Raw genomic sequence first — 25,163 nt, 5'->3', positions numbered from 1 at the left:
ATATGTGTCGGTTATTACAGAAATGTTAGAAGTAAAAGAAAATTATTCTACTACGTGATATTTACCTTGAGCATCCCACTCATACATAACGTAGTCAGAAACAGTCAAGTCACCCTTATCATCGAAATCTTTCTTACCCATTACCGTATCAACAGAATGAGTCTTCAACCATTTAGCGCCTTTTATAGGATCTAAATTGTTATTAGCCAACGCTGCAACAGCAACTTGCATCGCAGTGTAAGAGTACAGAGTGTAACCTTCTGGCTCATAACCACCGTCGCGGAACTCTTGGATGACTTTTTTACCAGATGGGTAAGACGTTGGTGGCGCACCAAATGTCATCAGTACACCATCTACATATTTAGGAGAACCGGCAACAGAAACAAACTCATCAGATACGATACCGTCACCTGAGATGAAGATTGCTTTAGAACCTTGTTCACGCAACTGACGAACAAGTGGACCAGCTTCAGAGTGAAGACCACCGAAATACACAACATCAGCATCTACAGAACGAATTTTTGTAATCAAGGCGTTAAAATCTTTCTCGCCACGAGTCAAACCTTCGTACATTACTTCTTTAACTCCATAAGAGTTAAGAGTTGACTTCATGGCATCAGCAAGACCTTTACCATAAGTGTCTTTATCATGAATAACAGCAACACGTTTTGCTTTTAATTTATCCACAATATAGCTTGCTGCCACATCACCTTGCTGATCATCACGACCACATACGCGGAAAACGTTTGGCAAACCTTGATCTGTAAGGGTTGGGTTAGTTGATGCAGGCGTTACCATAATAACACCAGCTTCTTCGTAGATTTTTGAAGCAGGAATAGAAGAAGATGAACAGAAGTGACCAACGACAGCAAGAGCACCATCAGAATCCACTAAACGGTTAGCTACAGATACAGCTTGTTTTGGTTCACAAGCATCATCCGCTTTTACTAGTTTAATCATTTCGCCATTAACACCACCTGCAGCATTAATGTCTGCAGCTGCTTTTTCAGCCCCTTTCCATAATTGCTCACCGAAAGCCGCATAAGCCCCAGTGTGGGGACCTGCAACACCGATGACCACATCTGCTTGCGCAAGTGTCGCAGCACTAGCAATAGCAAGAGAAATTAATGTTTTTCTAACAACCGCATTTGACATAAGAAAAGCCTCTACTCGTTTTGTGTTTTATCGTTATTATTCAAAAGCAAGAAGCGTTCCAACAATTAAACCCTAAAGAAAAGGCATTAATAATGGAACTTTCACAGCAATTATTCAAAAATTGTGCACCTTTATAATGCTACACATTAATATCAGACTAAACTTTGGTCAATAGTAGTGCGTATAAATAATGTAATTAGCTTAGTTGAAATTCTATATTCCCAAAAAATAGCAAAATTAATCACTATAAATTTTTATTTATGTAGTTTTTTGTACTGATAAAGAAAGATCTCTGCACTAAGCAGGAGCAAAATATTGGAAGATGGATATCAGTGAGCATAATGGACATGTTAAAGCCATTACGAATGGTGGTAAGTACTCTATAATTTAGTACAAAAAACCAAAAAATGAATTATTAAAAAATCGGTTTTTTTATCAAAAAGCTCCGGTTTTGTTAAAAACCAGAGCTTTCTACTTTATTGCTCGCTAGGAGTAAGCACTGAAGGGGAAGTAGTTAACAGGTCCGAAAGACGAACTAAGCGAACGCCATCCTGCTCCAAATGATTAAGACGCTTTTTAAGATAAGCCATAGTTTCTGGATAAGGATGCCCAATAGCCAAAGCACTTCCATGCTGTCTTGCCAGCTTTAACAAACGAGAAAACTGCTTATCTATCGCTTGTTCGGTGCGAATATTATCCAAAAATACATCTCGGCTGACAGTATCTAAGCCGTATTCTTGAGCTGTTTTTTTGGCCACACTTTTGGGACTAGTAAGACTGTCTATAAAAAAGAGTGAACGCCCTTTAAGCGTTTCCATTACCCATTTCATCGAGTCAGCTTTAGTCGTTAGCAAACTACCCATATGATTGTTTACACCTTGTATGCCTGGCAAACCATCTAAGTCTTTGCTCAATGTCGCTTTTAATTCATGTTCAGTCATCTTGGCATACAATCCACCTGGACCAAGCTTCAACTCACGTTGATTTTCCATCGGCGCATGTAATAGGGTAATACGTTTTTGTTTCTGCGCAGTTAGTGCTGTCTGAGTAGCAAAAGGCGTACTAGGTAAAATCGCCAATGCAACTTCGGTAGGTAACATTAAAGAGGAATCCATGCCCTGACGGTTATAACCTAGATCATCGATCAAAATAGCGATTCTTGGCATTTTAGGGTGTGAATCAACCGCTAATTTTTTAGCTGGAACTACCTCTTTTTTAGAAGATTCATGAGACTGTTCTGGTTTAGTCAGGGGGTTGACATACTTAGACTCGCGATCAATAGGAGCATCTAGAAAAGGCACAATCGCAGGAGACCATGGTTCAGCTGTTTCCAACAGGGGTTGGGATTGTGAGGAACTGGCTGATACAGCGCTATCAGAAGCTACAGCATCATCAGACAAAACAGGAAAATAGGACCCTATTGAATAGCTGGATGCATTTGTAGCTTCTTTTTTTTGCGGTGCTAAAAGAGGCCCCAAATGCACTGGGAGGACTACGGGCTCTTCAAAAAAAGTCTCGTTATCTTTCTCTGTAACTTGATCATCCTCAAGAACAGCTATCTCAACATTACTTATGACAACATCTTCTGAACGATCAAGAGTACGACTTAATTCATCTGCACACCCTAGAAGGGCGTGCAGACAAAATACAAACACTACGAATTTCTTAAAATCAAACAAGCGAGCTTTTACCAAAATATATGTTCATCAAAAATTTTTACTATTTCTGTGCTAGCTTAGGTAGCGTTTTCAGAATAGTAACCGCTTGAAATAGCTGAAAATCCGTTTTTGCTAACTCGCCAATATCAGATTTTACATCTGCGCTGGTACGCTCTTCACCACCCGTTCCATTGCCTAAATGTCCTTTTAACTCTGCCTCTTTGACAAAAAACTGTCCCTTTTCAAAAGTCAAAGTCGCCTGAGGTACCACCAGATCAGGTGTAATACCTTGAGCTTGGATAGAACGGCCATTGGGCGTGTAATATAAGGCGGTTGTTAACTTGACGGCATCACCATTAGACAGAGGAACGACCGTTTGAACAGAGCCTTTACCAAAGGTTTCTGCACCTAAAATCACTGCACGTTGATGATCTTGCAAAGCACCAGCAACAATCTCTGAGGCCGATGCCGAACCTTCATTAACCAATACTACAACAGGTACATTACCAAATTTGGTGTTTTTCTCTGTCGCGGTAAACTGGGTTTTAGACAATTCATGACGACCATTTGTATAAACAATCATGCCTTTATCTATAAAGGCATCCACTACCCCAACAGCACTTTGTAAAACGCCACCGGGATTATTACGAAGGTCTAAAACGACCCCTTGAATTTTACCTTCTTTATTCAGCTTATCAATGGCTTGGTAAAATTCTAACGCACTATCGCCTTGGAACTGACTAATGCGAAAATACGCAATTCCATCACCTAACCATTTATCAGTAACACTTGCGTCTTCTACTAAACGGCGCGTTAACTCATAATGCTTTAGCTCGCCACCCCGCTCGATATCGAGTGTCACAGTAGAGCCAATTTCACCACGCATCAGTGTCACAATATCTTTCATACCTAAATCTGTAATCAAGGTATTATCAATTTTAACAATCACATCACCAGGTAAAATCCCTGCTTCTGCTGCAGCAGAACCATCAACAGGCGTTACGATCGTAAGACGTTTATCTTTCATCTCAACTTCAACGCCAATACCGGCATAATTTCCAGAAGTAAGCTCGTTAAAATCGACTAATTCTTCTTTGGTAAAATATTCAGAATGCGGATCAAGACCCGATACCATACCTTTCAATGCTTTATGAAGAATGTCTTGATCAGACATAACCTCAACATAACCTTCCCGAATGGTCTCAAAGGTTTCAACAAAAGACTGAATTTCAGCGGTAGGTAACTTAGACTGTTCTTTAGTATCGGCAGGAAGCTGTGCAGAAAAAGCAGGCTGAACCAATAACACCATAAATAAAAAGGGGATTCGTTGACGCAAAATATTGATCATGTTTCTTCCTATGACTTTTTTACTGGCTGCAGACTAAGTTTGTAATATAAATTACCCAGCGTTCACCCAAGAAAGTGGTTTTAATGGCGTACCATTATGCCTAATTGCAAAAAACAACGCTGGATCAGGACGACCACCTGTGCTGCCAACCATGGCAACTGTATCGTTTGCCCCCACCCATTCACCAACTTCTTTAAGTAGACTTTGGTTGTAACCGTATAATGACATGTAACCATCACCATGGTCTAAAATAAGTAAAAATCCAAAACCACGCATCCAGTCAGAAAACACCACTCGACCAGAGAATATAGCATGCACAGGTTCGCCTTCTTTGGCACGTAATGTAACACCACCTAAATTTATGCTGCCATTAGACGATAATTCGGTGAGCGTTTTTAACGGACGAACCAACTTACCGCGCTGCGATGAAAAAGGTACATCTTGATCTGGAATCTGTATGTCAGCAAGCGCCTCTTCAAGACGTTTTAACATATCCTGTAGATTTTTCTGATCCTGAGCTAATTGTTTAGAGCGTTTATCACCCTTGGCCAAATCACTGTCTAATTTAGCTAATAAATTACGTCGATCGGCTTGTTGCCCAGTTAAACGACTGCGTTCTGCTTTTAATTCGATTTCTTCTTTGGCTTGCTGCGCTCGGTGACTACGAATACTTTTTTCAACCAAATTCAAATCACTAACTTCCGTCACAAAACCATTAATAAGCGACTGCCTAGCATTGGAAAAATAACGATTATACTGCACCAAACGCTGAGCTTCTTCGGAGCTGTCACCATTTAATAATAACTTGATGCTTTCTTCATTGCCGGAACGATAAACCGCCCTTAGTTGGGCGGCTATTTGTTCATTTTGTTGTTGAATGCTTAATTGAAGTGTCCGCTGCTGTACTCTCAATTCTCCCAGCTGCTTTTCACCTTTTTTTAAGCTTTCCTGAATATTCTGAATTTTTTTAAGCAACTCCTGAATGTCTTTCTCTTTGACTTCAAGCTGCTTTTCCACATCAGATCGCTCAGACTTAATATCTTTCAACCAGCTATTAAGCTTTTGCAGGTCTTTCTGTAAAGCCTGAATCTGCTGTTTGGCCTCCTCCGGAGTTTGTGGTTCACCTGCCGCCCAGCCAAAGCTGGACAGCAAAAACAAACTTAAGAGAAGACAGCGGGATAATAAGATCATTCTTGCCTCATGCTCGCGTAAGCAAGCTCACACCTGTCATCTCAGCAGGTTTATCCATTCCCATCATGTCTAGCAAGGTAGGAGCAAGGTCACACAGTGCACCTTCTTTAATGCCTAAACCTTGAGTCGGAGAGAACAAAACCAAAGGCACAGGCCCAATAGTATGAGACGTTAAAGGCTGAGCACCATCATCACTTAACATTTGTTCGACGTTACCATGGTCAGCTGTAATCAAACATTGGCCGCCATTCACTTTCAAGGCTTCAATGATTCGACCTAGACAAGCATCAACCGCTTCAACTGCTTTAACTGCTGCTTCAAAAATGCCACTGTGACCAACCATGTCACCATTAGCAAAGTTACAGATAATAGTGTCGTATTTACCCGCTTCGATCACTTCCACTAGCTTATCAGTCACTTCTGGCGCGCTCATTTCTGGTTTCAAGTCGTAAGTTGCCACATTTGGTGATGGAATTAGCTCACGCTCTTCGCCATCAAACAGAGCTTCTTCGCCACCATTAAAGAAAAAGGTTACGTGAGCGTATTTTTCGGTTTCAGCAATACGTAATTGTTTTTTACCATGCTTCGCTAGCACTTCACCTAAAGTATTCGTTAAAGCAATTGGCGGAAACGCCACATCAGCTTTAATGTCAGAAGCAAACTCAGTGAAAGTAACAAAAGACGCCAGTTTCGGATAAACAGCGCGAGTGAAACCATCAAAGTCAGCATCGGTGAAAGCACGAGTTAACTGACGCGCACGATCAGGACGGAAGTTAGCAAAAATAATCGCATCGCCATCTTGTACTGGAGCAGACTCACCAACGATAGTAGCTTTTACAAATTCGTCATTTTCGTCACGATCATAGGCAGCTTGAATAGCGCCTTCAGCGGTGTCAGCATGGAACTCGCCTTTACCTAGAACAATAGCATCGTAAGCGGTTTGCACTCGGTCCCAACGATTATCACGGTCCATTGCAAAATAGCGGCCCGTTAAGGTAGCGATTTTACCTACGCCTAGTTCAGCAAGCTTAGCTTCCAACTCAGCCGTTGGTGTTTTAGCAGAACGAGGCGGCGTATCACGGCCATCTGTAAAGCCATGAACATAAACTGCTTTCGCACCACGTTTTGCCGCTAATTCGCACATCGCCATGATTTGCTCATGATGACTATGAACACCACCATCAGACAACAAACCTAAAATGTGAACGGCTTTGCCCGCGCTAACAGCTTTATCAACCGCATGAACAAGGGCTTCGTTTTCAAAAAAAGACCCGTCTTCAATAGCTTTACCGATACGAGTAAAGTTTTGATAAACAACACGACCGGCACCTAAATTCATGTGGCCTACTTCAGAATTACCCATTTGACCTTCGGGTAACCCCACCGCAAGACCAGACGTTTTAATTAAAGTATGAGGCTGATTATTCCAAAGTGCGTCCCAGTTAGGCGTGTTTGCTGCAGCAATCGCATTGGATTTAGACGTTTCGCTGTATCCCCATCCATCAAGGATAAAGAGGGCTGTGGTTTTTTTGTTCATGTTAATCTATCCCGTAAATTGATCATGATAATGCCTCGATACTATCACAGGCTTGTAATTTAGTTACAGACTAGCGTTCCTATTCAGACTATTAATTTCACTAATAGAGGGCTTTTTACGACTATTTTACTTGTTGGTACTTTCCTAAAAAGGGTTTAACAAGAAGCTAATGACTCATTACGTTTTGCCAATAACCAATCTCGAAAAATCACCACTTGTTCAAGATCCGCCTTGTCGACAGGATAAGACAAAAGATACTCATGAGGTGTCGAAACAGCTTTACCGAAAGGCGCCACCAGCTCGCCATTTTGTAAACTGCGCCCCGCCAGTATGGTTGGCATAATAGCAATGCCCATGCTGTTTTTAGCCGCCTCAAGCAACATATGAAAATGCGCAAAGGAAGCGCCAGCAAAAGAACCACTTTCCAACCCTTGCGCTACCATCCAATCCGGCCATGCGTTAATTCGGGATGACAAATGCAAAAATGGAAATGCGGTCACATCTTCGACCGTCCACGCGTCCGCTGCTTTGTCTCCGATACGAGCCAATAATGTTGGAGAACAAACTGCAACCACACTTTCTTTCATTAGTTGATGAGAAATGGCACGAGGCCAATGATCACCGCCATAGTGCAATATTATATCAATGCTTTCAGGATCGATCTTCGCGGCATCATCTAATGAGCGCACTTTAATTTGAAATTGTGGGTGAGCGGTTTGAAATTCAGCAAGTAGCGGCATCAACCAGTAAGAGGCCAAGGTGGGCAAAGCGGATATGGTAAGCGTGGTTTTTTCATCTTCTCGATGCAGCATGCGTAAACAGGCGTTTTCCATGCCATCAAGTAACGGTACCACTTCTTTGTAATAAGCCGCCCCCGTTCCGGTTAATACCAAGCGTTTATTGAGACGAATAAATAAATCTCGCGACAAGAATTCTTCTAGATTACGAATCTGCCGACTAACGGCACTTTGGGTAAGATGTAGCTCTTCCGCCGCCTTGGTAAAACTTAGATGCCTTACCGAGGCCTCGAAACATTTTAACGCGGTTGACGATGGGATATAACGGCGCATGTAGACGTTACTCATTAGCAAAAAACTGGAAGGCGATAACTGTATCCTATATCACTCTCATTCCCAACCAGTAAAATAAAAAACGCACCATAACGATGCGTTTTGGCGTGGTCATTAATCGCAGTAAACTTACTCTACTGTCAAACTAACGAGACCTGTGCTTGATGTCACGAGCGAAGCCAAGACCATTTTTAACAAAGTATTGACGAAGCGCAATTGTCATTCTAATCCAAAGCGTGCGACTGCTGCCCAAGGTGATAGGTATGAGCACCCACCTCATAAAACAAACGTCTCAATTCACGAAATGATATATCTCTAAGTACAGTGGTTGGAATGGACAAGTTTTCTCTTCGCCCCGAAAGCCATTCTGCCAGCTCCGCACCGACCACAGTTCCTGGTCCAATACCTCGACCGCTGTAGCCTGCGACACTAAACAAGCCTTTTTGTAACTGTTGGCAATGGGGCAAATGATCTTCGCTGTAAGCAATTTTTCCGGTCCAGCAATAATCCCACTCAACCTTACTTAAAATCGGGAACAATTCCGTGACACGCTGGGTTGCCCAGTTCGACAACACGCTGCCCTCGCCGCCCATACCACCAAAAACTAAGCGGCCTTGTTTATCCAAGCGAAAAGAACTCATCACAGTACAAGTATCCCAAACGCCTTCTTTATTTGGTAACACACTAGCCAATTGCGCGTCACTTAACGGCTTTGTCGCCAATTGAGAATAAAAGATTGGTACAAACTTACGTGCTTGCTCCTTAACACCAAACTCACTGTAGGCATTAGTCGCGAGAATCACTTTTTCAGCATGTACTTGACCTTTTTCTGTGTGCAAAACCCAACCATCTTCGGCAGGTTCGATTTTACTCACTGGCGATTGATCAAAAAGTTTAGCGCCTTCTTTTAGCGCTGCGTGAGCCAATCCACGAGCATAAGCCAAAGGCTGGATGGTACCAGCTCTTGGATCAAACAATGCGGAGTTAAATTTGCTAGAGCCAATACGAGCTTGCGCTTCTGCGGCATCAAGCAACTGAACTGGCGCACCGCGTTTCTTCATTTGCTCATAACGACGCTGTAATTGAGCCAAACCGGTTTTGCCAACGCCTGCGTGCAAGGTCCCATTACGAACTGGCTCGCACTGAATATCGTATTCTTTAATTAAGCCATAAACGAAATCTGGAGCGGCCGCCAAAGCCTTATACATAATACTGCCAGCTTCAGCTCCGATGGTTTTATCCAGCTGATCCGGTTCTAGCCAGACACCAGCATTTGCTAGGCCAACATTACGCCCTGATCCACCAAAGCCAACTTCTTGCGCTTCAATTACGGCAACAGAAATACCAAATTTGGCTAGATGCAAAGCGGCAGAAAGACCAGTAAAACCAGCACCAACAATAACGACTTCAACATCGACACGCCCTTCTAAAGGCGCTAACACTGGCGCATCTGGAGAGCTTGCACGCCATAAAGAATTGCAGATTTTATCAGACATAAGATGACCTCATAGGGACATTGGTCAAAACGTAAATAGGCGAGAAAATCTCGCCTATTTATTCTCAATTAAACGCATTCGCTATATAAAGCGAACGCTATAAGCCAAAATTATTCAAAAACAATACCTTGAGCCAACGGCAAATCACCACCGTAGTTCACTGTATTTGTGGTGCGACGCATGTAGTTTCTCCACGCATCAGAACCAGACTCACGACCGCCGCCCGTTTCTTTTTCACCACCAAACGCACCACCAATCTCGGCACCAGACGTACCAATGTTAACGTTGGCAATGCCACAGTCAGAACCTGCTGGAGACATAAACAATTCTGCTTCACGCATGCTTTCAGTGAAAACGGCAGAAGACAAACCTTGTGGCACTTCGTTTTGAATTTCAATCGCTTCTTCAAATGTTTTGTAAGTCAAAACATACATGATAGGCGCAAAGGTTTCTTCATGAACGATTGGCGCATCATGAGCAATACGAACAATCGCAGGACGAACATAGAAACCACCAGCAGGAACGCCTTCAGTGACACGTTCGCCACCGCAAACAATTTCGCCGCCTTGTTTTTTCGCGGTTTCTAGAGCCGCTTGCATACGGTTGAAGCTGCCTTCGTCGATTAGTGGACCAACCAAATTACCTTCAACGATTGGGCTACCAACGCGAAGCGAGCCGTAAGATTTCGCCAAACGCTCAACCAAACCATCAACAATAGATTCATGAGTAATCAAACGACGCAATGTTGTACAACGCTGACCAGCCGTACCAGCCGCAGAGAAAACAATCGCACGAAGCGCAAGATCCAGATCTGCTGTATCAGAGACGATCATCGCGTTGTTACCGCCAAGCTCTAACAAAGAACGACCTAAACGACCTGCTACTGTTTTCGCCACAGCACGACCCATTAGAGTAGAACCGGTTGCAGAAACAAGTGGGAAAGTCTCGCTTGCCGCAATCGCTTCACCCAAATCACGATCACCAATCATCACAGACACAGCCGCTTTAGGGATATCAGGCATATCAGCAATGACGTTTTGCGCGATTTGGTACATAGCCAAGGCACACAACGGCGCTTTTTCAGAAGGTTTTAGTAGAATTGGATCACCACAAACAAGACCCAGCATGGCATTCCAAGCCCAAACCGCCATAGGAAAGTTAAATGCTGTGATGACAGCAACAGGACCTAGTGGATGCCATTGCTCCATCATACGATGGCCAGGACGCTCAGATACGATAGACAAACCGTGTAGCATACGAGATTGGCCGACAGCGAAATCACATACGTCAATCCATTCTTGTACTTCACCCAAGGCTTCAGGAAGAATTTTTCCTGCTTCCAAAGAGATCACTTGCGCCAACTCATTTTTGTACTTGCGCGCTTCATCACCAATACGACGAACCAATTCACCGCGACGTGGCGCAGGAATAGTACGTAATACTTTAAATGCGTCTTTTAGTTCAGCATTTACTTTGTCTAGCTGTGCAGGTGTTGCGTTGTAAAAGGTAGACAACGTCGCACCATCGATTGGGCTATGAGCGGAAAAAGTACTGCCTTCACCCAAAGCAACCGTATTACCTGTTAATACGCTATAAAAAGTATCCCCCTGTTTTAGGGTATTGACACCAAGTGTTTCTAAGCAAGTAAGTGACATATGAACCTCTAAGATTTATTTATGTATGTATAAATTTAACTTCCACCACCATAACCAGCTCAGGCTAGAATGAGAAATACCGTTTTCCTGCTAGTGGTCTAGTTTTTACCTATAGCAAGATATCAACCCTATAGGTATATTAGAAAGGAGCCCAGAGACAATCTTCACAAGAGCCGCCTTTTAAAAGAGCATACAGATGGATATTCGATCATTACGTTACTTTATTGCCGTTTACGAAGAACGCAGCCTAAGTGCAGCCGCTAAACGCTGCTTCGTGGCACAACCATCCATATCTACAACGGTCGCACAATTAGAAGATGACCTAGGTACGAAGCTTTTTGTTCGCCATTCAAAAGGCGTGTCTCCAACCGATAGCGGCTCGCAACTTTATCCACATGCCTGCAAAATGGTCAGCGACCTAAGCGCCATGCGCAGCTTATTTACCGACACACCGGCACCGCTCGCTCTATCTATATCTTTGACCCCTTTTTTATCTGGCTCGCTAATCAGCCAAGTAATCAAAACTATGCTAGACGAAGTTCACGGGCTCACCTTAAAGCTAGTCGATGAATCAGAAAGTGCCGATCTGCGTTTTACTTGCCATCGTTACACCACAGAAGAAGATGTATTTTATCCACTTTGGGAAGACGACTATGTGATTGCTATGCCATTGGATCACTGGCTGGCAGATTTCCCTTCGCTATCAATTAAACAAATAGACAAGCAACCTTTCATTTCTCGTACACCATGCGACATTTTGGAATCTTGGAACTACTTGATGCAAAAACAAGAACTCACTACAGATGTTCGCGCTCAAGTGAAAACGGAAGAGTACGCGTTAGATTTGGTTGCCGCTGGATTGGGGATTTCGCTCATTCCAGAACACTCTTCGCGAGGCCGCAGCGACCTGTGTTTACGCCCTTTAAACGATGTGAAATTGAAACGCGTGGTTGGTTTGGCTCACAAGAAAGAGCGCAGTTTTCCTGCTCATCTGATTAATACAATCCTGACGGCTAAGCAGCAACTATTCATTAACAAAAATCCGACCGAAATACGGCTCGCATAACTTTTACGCATCACAACGTGCGTTTTTACCTTTTGCTTTAAGACTGATCACTGCACTAAAGTACCTTACATCGACCTAACACTATTGCAGGAAACCTTATGACACCAAATGATTTTTTCGCGTCTTTGTGGGATCACTATACAGACATAACACCGCAAGCTCAGCGCATCCAAGAACTGTTTAAAAGCCATGGTGAAAACGTTCTTAATGATCACGTAGCTTTTCGTACCTTTAACAATTCGCCAATTTCATTAGAAAAATTGGAACCGCAATTAGAAGCCATTGGCTACAAAGCCTACGGCGCGTTTCGCTTCGAGAGCAAACACCTTAAAGCCCGTTGTTACAAACACCAAACGGATGCAGATTCTCCAAAGGTGTTTTTATCTGAACTTTTAGTGGAAGAGCTGCCAGCAAACTGCCAAGACATAATTGGCAAGTTCATCGCACAAATTCCAGCTAATGCCGTGCAAACACCAGCTATTTTTTGGGCTGGGAGATTATGGAAAACACCAACGGAAGTCGAATATCTTGCTTTAGCAGAGCACAGTGAATACGCGGCTTGGTTATCGACTATGGGCTTGCAAGCCAACCACTTCACTGTAAGTATCAATCACTTGAAGAAATTCCCGACAATTGAAAAAGTAAACGAACTACTTCAAAACGAAGGTTATGCGTTAAACCAAGTTGGCGGTTTGGTCAAAGGTTCACCAGAGTCTTTCTTAGAACAGTCTTCCACTATGGCTGACAAAGTCGACTACAGCTTTGCTGATGGCAAACAAAAAACCATCCCTAGCTGCTTTTATGAATTTGCTCGTCGCCACACCATGCCAGACGGTGTGTTATTCGATAGTTTCATCGAAGGTAACGCTGACAAGATCTTTGATTCGACCAGCGCTAAATAACGAATCGGTAAATTAGTATGATATAACGAGCTCCAGTGGCTCGTTTTTTATTTTCCCATACCATTTAATGATCAGAGCATCACATCCTTGTCATGTTTTTATGATAGAAACCTTTGTGTGATGTGACGAGCAAAAGTAGTCGCCTGAGAGTCTGTACCGATCCATCAGGCCGTGTATAATGCTCGCAGTTTAAATATGGGCCTTACGATTATGATAAATCAACTTATTGAGTTTTCTATCAACCACTGGGAAATGGTCGCTGTCTTTTTAGCGATTCTTGCCACACTACTTTTCGTTGAAAGCAAAGGCGGCGCGCAAGGGCTTACACCTTCTGCTGCAACTAACCTGATGAATAGCGAAGACGCAGTCGTTGTCGATATCCGTCCAGAGAAAGAATTCAGCACTGGCCACATCACAGGTGCGCTAAATATTCCTGCGACTAAGATGAAAGACAACATGAATCGCCTTGAGAAACATAAAGACGCCCCAATAATCATAGTTTGCAAATCTGGTGTAACGTCTGGCGCAAGCGCTAAAGACCTTAAAAAGGCCGGTTTTGGCAAAGTTTACAAACTTCAAGGTGGCATTGCAGAATGGCAATCATCTAACCTGCCACTGGTTAAAGGATAAGAGATAAAATTATGGCTACCGTCACTATCTATTCGAGCGATTACTGTCCTTTTTGCGTTAGAGCAAAACAATTGTTAACGGCAAAGGGTGTTGCCTTTAACGAAATTCGCGTGGACGGAGAGCGAGAGTTACGACAAGAAATGATGGAAAAAAGTGGCCGCCACACCGTTCCGCAAATTTGGATTGGTGAACAACACGTTGGTGGATGCGACGATCTTTATGCCCTTGAACGCGAGCAAAAATTGGATGCCTTACTTGCATAGAAATAGGCATTCCAATAAAGCACACGGTATAAATGAGCAACGAATTCATCGCTTTATATAGAAATTATTAAAAAAAAGGAACCAAGATGTCCGATACAGCTGAAACACCAGAAGCACAAACACAAGAAGCGCAGACACCACAACTTTCTATGCAACGTGTGTTTTTGAAAGATATTTCTTTTGAATCTCCTCGTTCACCAATGATATTCCAAGAAGAATGGAAACCTGAAGTTGGCTTAGAGCTAAACACTAAGAGCCGTCAAGTAGGTGAAAATGTCTACGAAGTTGTTTTGGAAATTACGGTAACGGTTAAAAACAATGGCAACACTGGCTATTTAGTCCAAGTTCAACAAGGCGGTCTGTTTGTTATTTCTGGTCTTGATGATCAGCAATTACATCACGCTTTGGGTGCTTTCTGCCCTGCTACCTTATTTCCATACGCTCGTGAAAACATCGATGCGGTTGTAGTAAAAGGCAGCTTCCCAGCTATCATGCTTGCTCCAATAAATTTTGATGCGCTTTATATCGAAAGCCTACAAAAGCAACAAGCGGAAACAACTCAGTAAAAATATTGAGTGACAAAAACGACTAAAAGTTACGAAAAAGGAGGCTACGCGCTTCCTTTTTTTATTGCATAATAGATATCGCTCGCACTTTAGTATCACCAGTACTTTTAGTATCGCAAGAATATATGGAAACTGTGATGAAAAAGAAAAAGAAGCCTTGTCCGAATTGCCTCAAAGCTCGCTGGTTAATACTTTATCTCGGCTGCTTCATCCTGCTCTCGATACTTGTTGCCAATCAGTTTTTAGAAAAAGGAATCTGATGTGAAGTGGGCTGTCATTTGGGTAAGTATCTGTTTTTTAGCGGGATGTGCGACTTACAAACAAGATATTGATGCAGGCTTAAGCTTGGCAAAAGAAGGCGAATGGAAAGAGGCTGAAGGCAAACTAGAAGGCGCTTTAGACAGCTCCCAAGACAAGCTGCTTTATTATATGGAAATCGGTGCTCTTGCCCAGAATCAAGGTGAGTTCGAACGCAGTAACGACTTACTGGAGCAAGCAGAAAGATTAAGCGATACCTTCTTGCCGGAGAATTTTTCCAATCGCTCTTGGGCATTACTAAGCAACCCAAGGCAAAGCGACTACCGCGGTAACGGTATAGAACGCGTTTACATCAGCTATCTTAAATCGATGAACTATATTGCTCTAGCGGAAAAAGAAGACAATAAAGCCAAAAAACGCGAACTTAACGATGCCGCTTTAGTCGAAATGCGACGCATTGATATTAAGCTCAATGAAATTCGAGCACAAACTCCCAGCTACCAAGACCTTAATGCCAAAGAAAACCAAGCCTTTTATATGAAGGCGCTAAGTTGGTTAGGTGATTTTTATACAGGTGGACGAGATACCGACAAGTTTATCTATAGAGACGATGCTTGGGCACGCTACATGGAAGGGCTGCAATACGAGATGAATGGCGAAATCGACGATGCTCGTATCAGCTATGAAAAAGCAGCGAACTTGTATGAAGACGGCTATGCAAAACAATATGCTTTGCCTAGTACTACAGCGGATCGTGCTTGGTTAGATACAATTCGCATGATGCAAAAAAGCGGTTTTAGCCAGAGCGAGATAGATCAAAGAATCACAACTAAACTGTCTCCAGCTATGCAAGAAACACTCAAGAAATATCATAAAGGCGATGCGGAATTAGTCGTTTTAGAGCACCAAGGCTTCATTCCTGATAAAAAGGAAATGACGGTATTATTGTACGCCGACCCTCGCGCTTACTCTTTAGTATTAGAACCGCTTCATGGTGGGGGAACGATAGAAGCAAACGATGCATTCCGTTGGTTTACCATGGTCTATGCTGATATTAACCCTCTCAATCTAATCGCCAATTATAAAGCGGGTGGCGCATGGGGAACTTTCTCAGGCATTTTTACGAAACGTGTAATTCTGGGACGGCCCGTTTGGCAACAACTCACTTCAGCTAAGATAGATAAACTACTAACCGAACAAACTATACGTGTTACTGTGCCGTATTATGGTCGCTTCACATTGGATCAACATCAGCCAACACTGCAAATGAATAGCTCAACAGCCACTATCAACAACAGCCTACGAATGACATCCCTTGCTGACATTGCCTTTCAGGAACAACTGGCGCAAGCGCAACGAGATATTTACGAAGGCTTAGTAAGAGAATTATTACGCAGCTGGTTAGCGTATCAAGTGTCATCAAACGTACAGGATCAAAATGCAGCTTTGATATTAAACCTAATTGGACAAGTTGCAGTATTTGCCTCATCGGCTGCAGATACGCGTAATTGGCTGACACTACCAGCACAAGTCAGACTAACGCGTGAACCATTAGCACCGGGTGAATACAACCCTAACTACACGGTTAATAACAAAACTTTCTCTCTCGGCAAGGTCAACTTAGAAGCCAATAAAATTAAGCTTTGGAATCTACGCAACCCTTATTAAATTGATTACACTAATACAGCTTGGCACCAAGCTAAAACGGACGTAAGGAAAATAGTATGCACATTAATAAACTAACACAGTCTAAATGGGCTTCCCTATCTTGGAAGAGCATGTTCACTCTATTTATGGCCGTGTTATTAACGGCTTGTTCAGGCAGCGTAAAGCGCATAGACACAAACGAAGACGTTATGCTGTCTGACCGTTGGAATGATACCGACTCACGTCTAGTGGCAGAAGAAATGATGAGCGATATGCTGACCTTCCCATGGTTCCGTGATTACAACTTCAACAAGAAAGGCAATCCAACCGTCATTGTACAGAGCATCCGTAACAAGACATCTGAACATATTCCAGTAGATACCTTCATTAATGACATCAAACGCAGCTTATTACGTGCCGGCAAAGTCGATTTTGTTGTCTCAGGTGCTGAACGGGATGACGTCCGTAGTGAACGAGAAGAACAAGAACTTAATGCAGCACCAGATACCGTTGCTAAATTTGGTCTAGAGCAAGGCGCTGGTTTCGCTCTATCTGGCACTATTAACTCAATCGTTGACTCCAATGGCGACCAACGCGTGAGCTTCTACCAAGTCGACCTTAAGTTGATTGATATGACGACCAACCGTGAAGTTTGGAACGGTCAGAAGAAAATCAAAAAATTGGCTGACAAAGGCTTTTTCTAACCATGAAACTCTCTGCTTTGCCTATACCATTCAACTTGATGATGGTGACGGGTCTATTACTCAGTTTAACTGGGTGTTTGGGCTCTAATACCCAATCAGGTCAAACAACGGAGAGTATGCCTGATTGGGTATCATCACCGCCACAGGACAGCACACACTTGTATGGTGTCGGTAGCGCAGCGCGCATAGAAAACATTGCCTTAGCGTTTACTCAAGCAGAACAAAACGGCAATGTTCAAATTGCTCAGCAGCTTCGTACTCAAGTAAGTCAGATTAATACACAAGACACTCAAGTGCGATCTGGGCAAGGTGGAGAGCAAGTTTCAAAAACACAAACAGCCTATACGCAAGTAACAACCTCACCTATCGAACTAGAACAAGCCATCAATGAGCAACGCTTTGCCGGTAAAAACTACGTCTATGCGCTGCAATCTATTGATCGTAGTCGAATTGTCGCCAAGCTAAAAATCGCTATTAATGATACGGATGACATAATCCGCAAGCTGGCAGCATCGTTGACTAAAACAGAAGATAAATATCCGGCACCGCAAGACTGGCAAACCTATATGCAGCTTATCCCGTATTTTGCCCAGCGTAAGTCCTACGAAGATGAGCTCAGCCTGTATTCAACCGCACGTACAGTAGCTGGTAAAGCCAACGCAGACATTCAAGACGTAGAACAGCGGCTAAATCTAGCACTGAGTAGCTATGGCTTTGATGTCTCCTCAACCAAACAAGCAGATAGCCTAGCAAGTGCTCTATCGCATTTTGGCCTGACACCAAAAGCAGGATCTTTATTCAAGCTCAACAGTCGAACAGCGCAACACCATGAAATCCAAGATGGACGTTTTTATGTATTTGAAGACGGCACATTGGAACTCATCGACCCGACAGGTTCACGTCTTGCCTCTTGGACAGTTAGCGCGAGAGGCATTGCTAAAAGCCTTAATAAGGCTCAAGAACAGGCAACTAATAACTGGTCAAACCAAGCGATTGAAGCCATGTTTACTTGGTTAACACGTTTAGACTAGTATATTTATTCATTGAATAAGACAACTAAAGCGACATAAAAAACGGCTCAATTTTGAGCCGTTTTTTATTCAAACACCGTCTATAGCAAGCCAACAGCCAATACTGGGAAGGCCACAATAAGCGCTAGACGCAGTAAGTCAGAGATAACAAATGGCATCACCCCTTTGTACATATCTCCAATAGAAATATGCGGGGCAACGGATTTAATAACGAAGACATTCATACCAACGGGCGGCGTAATTAAGCCAAGTTCCACGGTAATAACAGCGACGATACCAAACCAAATAGGATCAAAACCTGCAGCCTCAATCAGTGGATACACTACTGGAACAGTCAACAACAGCATCGCAATACTGTCCATAACGCAACCTAGCAGCATAAACAAAATCAAGACACAGAATAGAACCATATAAGGTCCTAAATGAAGGCTATCAACATACTCAACCAAAGCAAAAGAAATGCGTGACACTGAAAGGAAGTAGCCAAAAATCTCCGCACCAATGATCATAAAGAAAATCATTGCAGACATAATCAGGGTTTCGCCAACTGCTTCTTTAAATTGTGCGAAGCGCATACCTCGTACCAGAGCGATAGACAACGTTGCCCCAGCCCCCACTGCAGATGCTTCAGTCGGCGTAAACCATCCAGTATAAATACCGCCGATAATGAATACAAAAACACCGGTAAAAGGAACTAAGCCTTTAAGCCCCAAGAACTTTTCTTTTAACGTTGTCGCCTTACCTGGTTGAGCTATATTTGGAAAGACAGTAACTAAAACAGCGACAGTAAGTCCATACATCACCAATCCAAGTAACCCAGGAATCACACCTGCAATAAACATAGCTCCGACAGATTGCTCGGTAATCAAAGCATATAATAACAGAGCGATAGAAGGCGGTATCATGATACCTAATGTTCCACCCGCCGCTAACACTCCTGTTGCTAATGTTGGTGCATAACCGTTCTTTTCCATTTCAGGTAAAGCCACTCGCGACATACTCGCTGCAGTTGCCATAGAGGAACCAGAAATAGCTGAAAAAATACCGCACGAAGTTACCGCAGCCAATCCCATCCCGCCACGCCAGCTACCAAACATAGCTCGCGCGCCTTGGAACAGTTCTTGCGACATCCCCGACTTTGAAGCGAACACCCCCATAAGAATAAACATGGGAATAGGACTAAAACTGTAATTTGACAAAGTTTCAAATGGACCACTAGCAAGAATAGAAACCGCTGGATCAAAAGCTACAATCCAACCAAAACCAACAAAACCAGCTAATGCCATCGTTAAAGCAACAGGCGCTCGTAGCGCAATTAACAACAACATGGCCGCAATGCAAACCATACCAATCATTGAAGTACTCATGACTCAGCCTTCTCACAAAATAATAGTCGAGACGTGTACGCCACTGCGGAAACAGCTAGCATAGCAGTCGCAAAACAAGCCACCGCATAAAAATACGTCAATGGAATCAATAGATCTTGGGTCGTTTCATAGCTCATCGCCGCTTCTTCTACCAAATGATAAAAGCCATAGCTCATGCCGACTCCCATTAAACCAAAACAAAGAATATAAACAGCTTCTAATCTATTTTTTGCTTTGCTTGATAGTCGCTCCGTAAACAGGTCAACAATGACCTGCGAACGGCTGACCGAATGCGGCAGAATGAAGAGTACTGTAAACAACAGACTGTATTTCACCATCTCAATGCCACCAAGAATGGTCCAGTCCACGGCACCGTCCGTTATAGTAAACAAACCTCGAGTGAAAACATCAAACAAGGTAACCACCATCATAGCGATTAAGAAAAAACCGCCCAGTAAGTGCATTCCATGCGTGATACGCTCTATTATTCGAGCTATTGCTTTCATTAACTCTCTCCAACTACCACTACTTTGCTTAAATATCTAAACAGCTTTTATTTACACGCTGTTTTGGACAGCTCAACTGCACGTGCATAGACCTTGTAAGAAGGTAGACCTTTCTTCTGCAGCTCATCCAAATACTCTTCAGTCGCTTGATAAAGAACAGGCTTCCACAATGGATTCTCAGCACCATCTTCGATTACAGTAATTTTATGACCCATTTCGATCGCTTGAGCACGGCCTTTCGCATCTAAATCATCAAATACGGTAGCGGCTTTTTTAGACCACTCCATACCAGAGTTATGATCAATGACTTTTTTAAGGTCTGCAGGCAGACGATTATAGAAAGACTTATTTATCGTCATGACAAAAGCCAATGTATAAAGACCACCAACTTCAGTGTGATAAGGCGTTAGTTCATTTAGACGGAACGTGTATTCACCTTCCCACGGTAAGGCAACACCATCAATTACACCGCGCTGTGCGGACTGATAAGCATCTGGCGCCGGCATACCAACAGGTTGCGCACCTAGACCTTCAAGCAACTTTGCGACCACCGCTGTTGGACGACGGATACGTAAGCCTTCTAAATCTTGAGGAACTTTGATTTCTTTATTTGTGGTATGAAGACCACCTGGTCCATGAGTAAATAAAAATAGTGGTTTAGTTTGGTTGTATTCATCAGAAATAAGGCCTTCATCATACAAAGACTGCACAACACAAGAGCCTTGAGCTGCATTCTGCGACACACCAGGTAATTCAACAATTTGTGTTAGCGGAAAACGATTTGCTGTGTAGCCTTGAACGGTCACGGTCACATCTGCAATGCTATTCTTCACTGCGTCATACTGAGCTGGTGGTTTTGCCAATGTACTAGAAGGATACATCTGAACGTCGATACGTCCGTTAGATTCTGCTTCAACTGCCTCAGCCCATTTTATAAATAGTTTTTGGCTTGGGTCTGATAATTCAGGAAAGAAGTGGCTGAAACGCAATGTATATTCTGCCGATGCATTTGCCTGAGCACTTACAATAGCGGAAGCAGCAACGACCGTTATGGCAGCGTGCTTTATTATTTTTATCATGTTCGACTCCAAAGTAGATTTATTATTGTATTCAGTTTTTAAAAACTGACTAATCAAAAAACAGATTAGCAATCTACTGTTCAGAAAGGTAATTGATTATGAAGGAAAGGCATTGAAAAATTAGATAGAACAACCGTATTTTATAAAAATACACACTCATTAAATTCATTAAAAAAAAACATAAAAAACATCTATATAATTGATATTTATCATTAAAATTTATTTTTAAAAAAATATCTCATCAAGAAAAATTACTTTCATTTTTGATGAGACTCATTCGTTTTTTATGACTCAGGATAGATCTTTGTACGGTAAAACAATGTATTGCATAGCGATGATACGACGAGCAGCTTCAGTGTCTGTGTAGAAGTTCAGTTCAAACTCATAAACTCTTCATAGGTTGCCTAATTACCACCATGAAAATCACGTTAGTCTTACTTGGCGTATACCAATATTTGAATACGTCGAGATACATTTTGGCCATCTTTTTTTGTAGACGGTTCATCACTTTATACAAGGTCATAACACCGGAAATACTCAACAAAAAATAATTCACCTCGACGCGAAAACACGCTATTTGGCGACATGAAAGATACGCGCTAACTACTCTAAATTCTGTTAGAATGCGCTGCATTGAGCCACTCGCTGTGAGTGGTTTTACATATCATTAGGAACACCTGTGTCAAAATTCTTTTATCGTGGTAGACCCGATATCATGGGCAAGCATAACCTAGGCAATTATCAGCCTAAGCCTAAAGTGAAATCTGGAAGCGAAGAAAACCCGCTAATTTTGCAAGTACAAAGCGCCGAGCGTGAGCATGAAATAAACGCTATATTGGCCGCTAACGGCTTATTTGCAGAGATTCGCATTGACAGTGAGATGCCTGAGGACATTACACCTTTAAACGTAGCCCTTAACAAACCTGTGCCTCAAATTGTTGAAAAAGCACCACAACGTAACGACCCATGTCCATGTGGCAGCAATAAGAAATACAAAAAGTGTTGCGGCTAAGCTAGTCAAGCCCTTTATAAAACGAAAAAGCGGCCGTAATAAAGATTACGTGCCGCTATTTTTTACTACAAGACCGTGCTTATCACTTAAACCAGATCTTCATACGGCAAACCAACATATTGCATAGCAATAATACGGCGCCCTTCTTCATTATCCGTGTAAAAATTCAACTCCGAACTCATAAATTTACCATGGGTTGCAGCGTCATTATCATGCTCATCGCCCTGACCAAAGTCGTGCAACATATTAGTCATCCACCATGAAAAACGCTCTCCATGCCAAACACGACGCAAACAAATGTCGGAATACTGAGAGATGCACTCTTTATCACCTTCTTTGTAAACACGAGTCATTACTTTATAGAAAGTTGCTACGTCAGAAGCCGCCAGATTCAAACCTTTCGCCCCCGTTGGCGGAACGATATGCGCGGCGTCGCCAACAAGAAACAAATTACCATATTGCATTGGCTCACAAACAAACGAGCGTAGTGGCGCGATGCTCTTTTCGATACTAGGCCCTGTCACTAGTTTTTCAGCCACATCGTCTGGAAGACGGCGTTTTAGCTCTGTCCAGAAATCATCATCACTCCAATCTTCGACTTTGTCAGTCAAAGGCACTTGAAGGTAATAACGCGATCTCGTTTCAGAGCGCATACTTGTCATGGCAAAACCACGATCTGTCTTACAATAAATCAACTCTGGGTTTACTGGTGGCGTGTCAGACAAAACCCCTAACCAACCGAATGGATAAACACGCTCAAACTCTTTGCGAGAAGATTCAGGAATGGTTTGACGTGATACACCATGGAAACCATCGCAGCCTGCAATGTAATCACAATCCAACCTGTGTGTTTCACCGTTGTGCTCAAAAGTCACGTAGGGAGCGTCGCTTTTCACGTCATGTAAAGCCACATTACTCGATTCGTAATACGTGGTTAAACCAGCTTCGTCGCGGGCTTCCATCAAATCACGGGTCACTTCTGTTTGGCCATACACCATCACAGTACTGCCACCAGTGAGTTTTTCTAATTCAATCTTTACACGTTTGTTATTAAACGCTAACTCAACACCATGATGCACTTGGCCTTCACGATCCATGCGCTCACCAACACCGGCTTCACGCAGTAAATCTGTCATACCTTGTTCAAGCACGCCTGCACGAATTCGACCTAGAATGTACTCACCAGAAACGCGTTCAATAATGACATTGTCGATCCCTTGCTTTGCCAACAATTGTCCAAGTAATAGACCCGATGGACCTGCACCAATAATCGCTACTTGTGTTTTCATCTTTCTCTCCGATTTATTGTTATTTTCTCGACGTTGATTCAGTGATCAACGTGCTAGTGACAACATAATGGAAGATAAATGGATAATACGTTAGGTAATTTATGATCAAAAAATTGTACTTTTTGATCATGGGTGATTTTTTAAATTAGCAACCAAAACACGATTTAAAATGACTTTATGGCACTTTTCGCTTATAAAAACCTATAAATATACGTCTATTTGTACATTTTAGACTCATAGAAACAAACAACTAAAAAAGTACATTTGTGTAACTTATAAAAAATTAAGAAGAGCGACATGCAGAAATCTAACATTCCTCACTTTGGACTTTATGGCGAATCCAGCTGGATAAATGACCCAGAGTTTTTTCATATTGAAGACATAGAATCTCGCAGCGGTGACTTAGGCTGGAAAATCAACCCTCATCGGCACGCTCAGCTTTTTCAAATTCTGATTTTAAAATCTGGTGAAGTAAAAGTTCAGCTCGACGAGCAACAACACAAGCTACAAGGTGCATGGGCGATTATTGTTCCCGCTGGCGTCGTACATGGTTTTCGTTTTGCACCCGATACCGATGGACGAGTCATCAGTATCGCCGAGCCTTTGCTTGAAGATGCCTACAAAGAAAAGGCAGCGAAATTTATCCAGCCATTGCTTAGTCAGGCTTGTTATATAGACTTTAATGGCCACCGCAATATGTTCTCTGAGCTTTGGCCGCTCATTCAGCAGCTTGAAAGTGAGTCTTCGTTTATACGCGAAGGTCGCGCTTTAATGAGTGAATACTTGATAAAAGCTATTTTGCTGCTGCTCCATCGCCAACATGTTAACGGCGAGAGCAATGTCACCAACAAAACAGAAAACAGTCATGCACATCAACTCAAAGAACTGATCGAAAAACACTACCGAGAGCATTGGAGCAGCAATCAGTATGCCGATGCTTTAGGCTCCTCCACCAGCCGCTTAAATAGGCTTAGTAAAACCACCTTTAACCAAAGCGTATTGGACTTAATTCATGATCGCGTTTTATTAGAAGCAAAGCGCAGTCTTATCTATACAGCACGTTCTGTAGAGGAGATCAGTTACGACTTAGGCTTTAAAGATCCGGGGTATTTTTCGCGTTTTTTCAAACGATCCACAGGCATTCCACCAGGGAAGTTTAGAGTCCTGAGTAATCAACCATCCATTTGATGAATTTTTCTAACCTATTAGCTGAAAATTGATCGTTTGCTGAATGATTGGTCAGAACCTAGAATAACAAGTGTCAAATATGACTGAACTTTTTTAGGAGAATCACTATGAAAAACGATCTTAAATATGACGCTTTCGGCAACCTTGATGCTGACTACTATGTAGAAAAAGCTTACGAATTGCGTCGTGCATACTACGCAGAATTAACTAAAAAAGCCGTAGCAAGCATTAAAGCATTCTTTGCAAAATTGACTGCTGGCCGTACATTAAAATCAGTTCAACCACAGCACTAATATTTTCAGTAAAAAGCTTTTACGTCATCTGTATTTGACTAGTTTATTTCCGTTGTTGTCACTAATTAATCAACAACCGTTATAAAAGCAAATAAAGCACGACGATGAAGAACCCAATGTTCCCGATGATCGAAAGGCAAGAATAAGAAATCGATCCGGTAACGGGCTTCTCTTCACAAAGAACCTTAAAACCTTCAGTTTTTCTCTAGATAACACCTCCCTTAGCAAAGCATTTTCATCTCAACCCAAGTC

23 protein-coding genes are annotated in these 25,163 nt (G+C 42.6%); 11 read left to right on the top strand and 12 right to left on the bottom strand.

Translation table 11 applies throughout. From position 1 onward, the window contains the following. Window positions 1-42: 42 nt before the first annotated feature. The 8 genes from TY87_RS07680 to amaB form a co-directional block, all read right to left on the bottom strand. The gene (locus tag TY87_RS07680; protein ID WP_072838940.1) at window positions 43-1,155 is read right to left on the bottom strand and encodes a branched-chain amino acid ABC transporter substrate-binding protein; all 1,113 of its coding nucleotides are present in this window, start codon (window positions 1,153-1,155) and stop codon (window positions 43-45) included. Window positions 1,156-1,631: 476 nt separating this feature from the next. Beyond that, window positions 1,632-2,810 carry a divergent polysaccharide deacetylase family protein gene (locus tag TY87_RS22730; protein ID WP_232617091.1) on the bottom strand — a complete coding sequence of 393 codons (1,179 nt, stop codon included), beginning with the start codon at window positions 2,808-2,810 and terminating at the stop codon, window positions 1,632-1,634. Window positions 2,811-2,874: 64 nt separating this feature from the next. Beyond that, window positions 2,875-4,161, bottom strand: a complete 1,287-nt coding sequence (locus TY87_RS07670) for a S41 family peptidase (RefSeq protein WP_100186615.1) — start codon at window positions 4,159-4,161, stop codon at window positions 2,875-2,877. Window positions 4,162-4,212: 51 nt separating this feature from the next. Beyond that, window positions 4,213-5,352, bottom strand: a complete 1,140-nt coding sequence (locus TY87_RS07665; protein WP_100186614.1) for a murein hydrolase activator EnvC family protein — start codon at window positions 5,350-5,352, stop codon at window positions 4,213-4,215. Between the two features lie 7 nt (window positions 5,353-5,359). Further along, window positions 5,360-6,889, bottom strand: coding sequence for a 2,3-bisphosphoglycerate-independent phosphoglycerate mutase (gene gpmI / locus TY87_RS07660; RefSeq protein WP_072838937.1), 1,530 nt, complete (start codon window positions 6,887-6,889; stop codon window positions 5,360-5,362). A gap of 155 nt (window positions 6,890-7,044) precedes the next feature. Next, window positions 7,045-7,959, bottom strand: a complete 915-nt coding sequence (locus TY87_RS07655) for a LysR substrate-binding domain-containing protein (protein WP_072838936.1) — start codon at window positions 7,957-7,959, stop codon at window positions 7,045-7,047. A 224-nt stretch (window positions 7,960-8,183) separates the two neighbouring features. Then, on the bottom strand, window positions 8,184-9,455 hold the full coding sequence (locus TY87_RS07650; RefSeq protein ID WP_100186613.1) for an NAD(P)/FAD-dependent oxidoreductase: 1,272 nt from the start codon (window positions 9,453-9,455) through the stop codon (window positions 8,184-8,186). 110 nt (window positions 9,456-9,565) lie between these two features. Further along, a complete protein-coding gene (gene amaB, locus TY87_RS07645; protein WP_100186612.1) occupies window positions 9,566-11,110 on the bottom strand; it encodes an L-piperidine-6-carboxylate dehydrogenase in 1,545 nt (514 codons plus the stop codon). A 196-nt stretch (window positions 11,111-11,306) separates the two neighbouring features. Between amaB and TY87_RS07640 the strand changes: the two genes are divergently transcribed. The 8 genes from TY87_RS07640 to TY87_RS07605 all read left to right on the top strand — a co-directional run bounded on the left by TY87_RS07640 (window position 11,307) and on the right by TY87_RS07605 (window position 18,177). After that, the gene (locus TY87_RS07640; RefSeq protein WP_100186611.1) at window positions 11,307-12,176 is read left to right on the top strand and encodes a LysR family transcriptional regulator; all 870 of its coding nucleotides are present in this window, start codon (window positions 11,307-11,309) and stop codon (window positions 12,174-12,176) included. Window positions 12,177-12,274: 98 nt separating this feature from the next. After that, window positions 12,275-13,078 carry a DUF1338 domain-containing protein gene (locus tag TY87_RS07635; protein ID WP_100186610.1) on the top strand — a complete coding sequence of 268 codons (804 nt, stop codon included), beginning with the start codon at window positions 12,275-12,277 and terminating at the stop codon, window positions 13,076-13,078. A gap of 210 nt (window positions 13,079-13,288) precedes the next feature. Further along, on the top strand, window positions 13,289-13,708 hold the full coding sequence (locus TY87_RS07630) for a rhodanese-like domain-containing protein (protein ID WP_072838931.1): 420 nt from the start codon (window positions 13,289-13,291) through the stop codon (window positions 13,706-13,708). 11 nt (window positions 13,709-13,719) lie between these two features. Then, on the top strand, window positions 13,720-13,971 hold the full coding sequence (grxC, locus tag TY87_RS07625; protein ID WP_011978545.1) for a glutaredoxin 3: 252 nt from the start codon (window positions 13,720-13,722) through the stop codon (window positions 13,969-13,971). Window positions 13,972-14,057: 86 nt separating this feature from the next. Then, a complete protein-coding gene (gene secB / locus TY87_RS07620) occupies window positions 14,058-14,537 on the top strand; it encodes a protein-export chaperone SecB (RefSeq protein ID WP_072838930.1) in 480 nt (159 codons plus the stop codon). A 261-nt stretch (window positions 14,538-14,798) separates the two neighbouring features. Continuing rightward, window positions 14,799-16,463, top strand: a complete 1,665-nt coding sequence (locus tag TY87_RS07615) for a COG3014 family protein (RefSeq protein WP_100186609.1) — start codon at window positions 14,799-14,801, stop codon at window positions 16,461-16,463. A 56-nt stretch (window positions 16,464-16,519) separates the two neighbouring features. Beyond that, on the top strand, window positions 16,520-17,146 hold the full coding sequence (locus TY87_RS07610) for a penicillin-binding protein activator LpoB (RefSeq protein ID WP_198432055.1): 627 nt from the start codon (window positions 16,520-16,522) through the stop codon (window positions 17,144-17,146). 2 nt (window positions 17,147-17,148) lie between these two features. Continuing rightward, window positions 17,149-18,177 (top strand): LPP20 family lipoprotein, encoded by a 1,029-nt coding sequence (locus TY87_RS07605; RefSeq protein ID WP_100186608.1) that lies wholly within the window; start codon window positions 17,149-17,151, stop codon window positions 18,175-18,177. A gap of 80 nt (window positions 18,178-18,257) precedes the next feature. Here the strand turns inward: TY87_RS07605 and TY87_RS07600 are convergent, their stop codons facing one another. From TY87_RS07600 to TY87_RS07590, 3 genes are read right to left on the bottom strand one after another with little or no spacing between them, the layout of a single operon-like run. Beyond that, window positions 18,258-19,544 carry a TRAP transporter large permease gene (locus TY87_RS07600; protein ID WP_072838927.1) on the bottom strand — a complete coding sequence of 429 codons (1,287 nt, stop codon included), beginning with the start codon at window positions 19,542-19,544 and terminating at the stop codon, window positions 18,258-18,260. Then, window positions 19,541-20,050: a TRAP transporter small permease gene (locus tag TY87_RS07595; protein WP_072838926.1), complete on the bottom strand. Its 510-nt coding sequence runs from the start codon at window positions 20,048-20,050 to the stop codon at window positions 19,541-19,543. The genes TY87_RS07600 and TY87_RS07595 overlap by 4 nt, the downstream gene beginning before the upstream one ends. 47 nt (window positions 20,051-20,097) lie before the next feature. Further along, the gene (locus TY87_RS07590; protein ID WP_100186607.1) at window positions 20,098-21,129 is read right to left on the bottom strand and encodes a TRAP transporter substrate-binding protein; all 1,032 of its coding nucleotides are present in this window, start codon (window positions 21,127-21,129) and stop codon (window positions 20,098-20,100) included. Window positions 21,130-21,808: 679 nt separating this feature from the next. Between TY87_RS07590 and TY87_RS07580 the strand changes: the two genes are divergently transcribed. After that, complete coding sequence (locus tag TY87_RS07580; RefSeq protein ID WP_100186605.1) at window positions 21,809-22,141, top strand: PBPRA1643 family SWIM/SEC-C metal-binding motif protein; 333 nt, start codon at window positions 21,809-21,811, stop codon at window positions 22,139-22,141. Window positions 22,142-22,227: 86 nt separating this feature from the next. Here TY87_RS07580 and pobA read toward each other — a convergent pair whose 3' ends face one another. Next, window positions 22,228-23,430 carry a 4-hydroxybenzoate 3-monooxygenase gene (pobA, locus tag TY87_RS07575; protein ID WP_100186604.1) on the bottom strand — a complete coding sequence of 401 codons (1,203 nt, stop codon included), beginning with the start codon at window positions 23,428-23,430 and terminating at the stop codon, window positions 22,228-22,230. A gap of 297 nt (window positions 23,431-23,727) precedes the next feature. On the opposite strand from pobA, the gene TY87_RS07570 reads away from it, so the two are divergent. Further along, entirely contained in the window at window positions 23,728-24,618 is an 891-nt protein-coding gene (locus tag TY87_RS07570) for a helix-turn-helix domain-containing protein (RefSeq protein ID WP_072838922.1), read from the top strand. 107 nt (window positions 24,619-24,725) lie between these two features. After that, window positions 24,726-24,911 (top strand): RSP_7527 family protein, encoded by a 186-nt coding sequence (locus TY87_RS07565; protein ID WP_100186603.1) that lies wholly within the window; start codon window positions 24,726-24,728, stop codon window positions 24,909-24,911. The last annotated feature ends 252 nt before the right edge of the window (window positions 24,912-25,163 follow it).

Source organism: Marinomonas sp. BSi20584 (assembly GCF_002792415.1).
Classification (GTDB): Bacteria; Pseudomonadota; Gammaproteobacteria; order Pseudomonadales; family Marinomonadaceae; genus Marinomonas; species Marinomonas polaris.
This window is presented reverse-complemented; position numbering and strand designations above follow the sequence as displayed.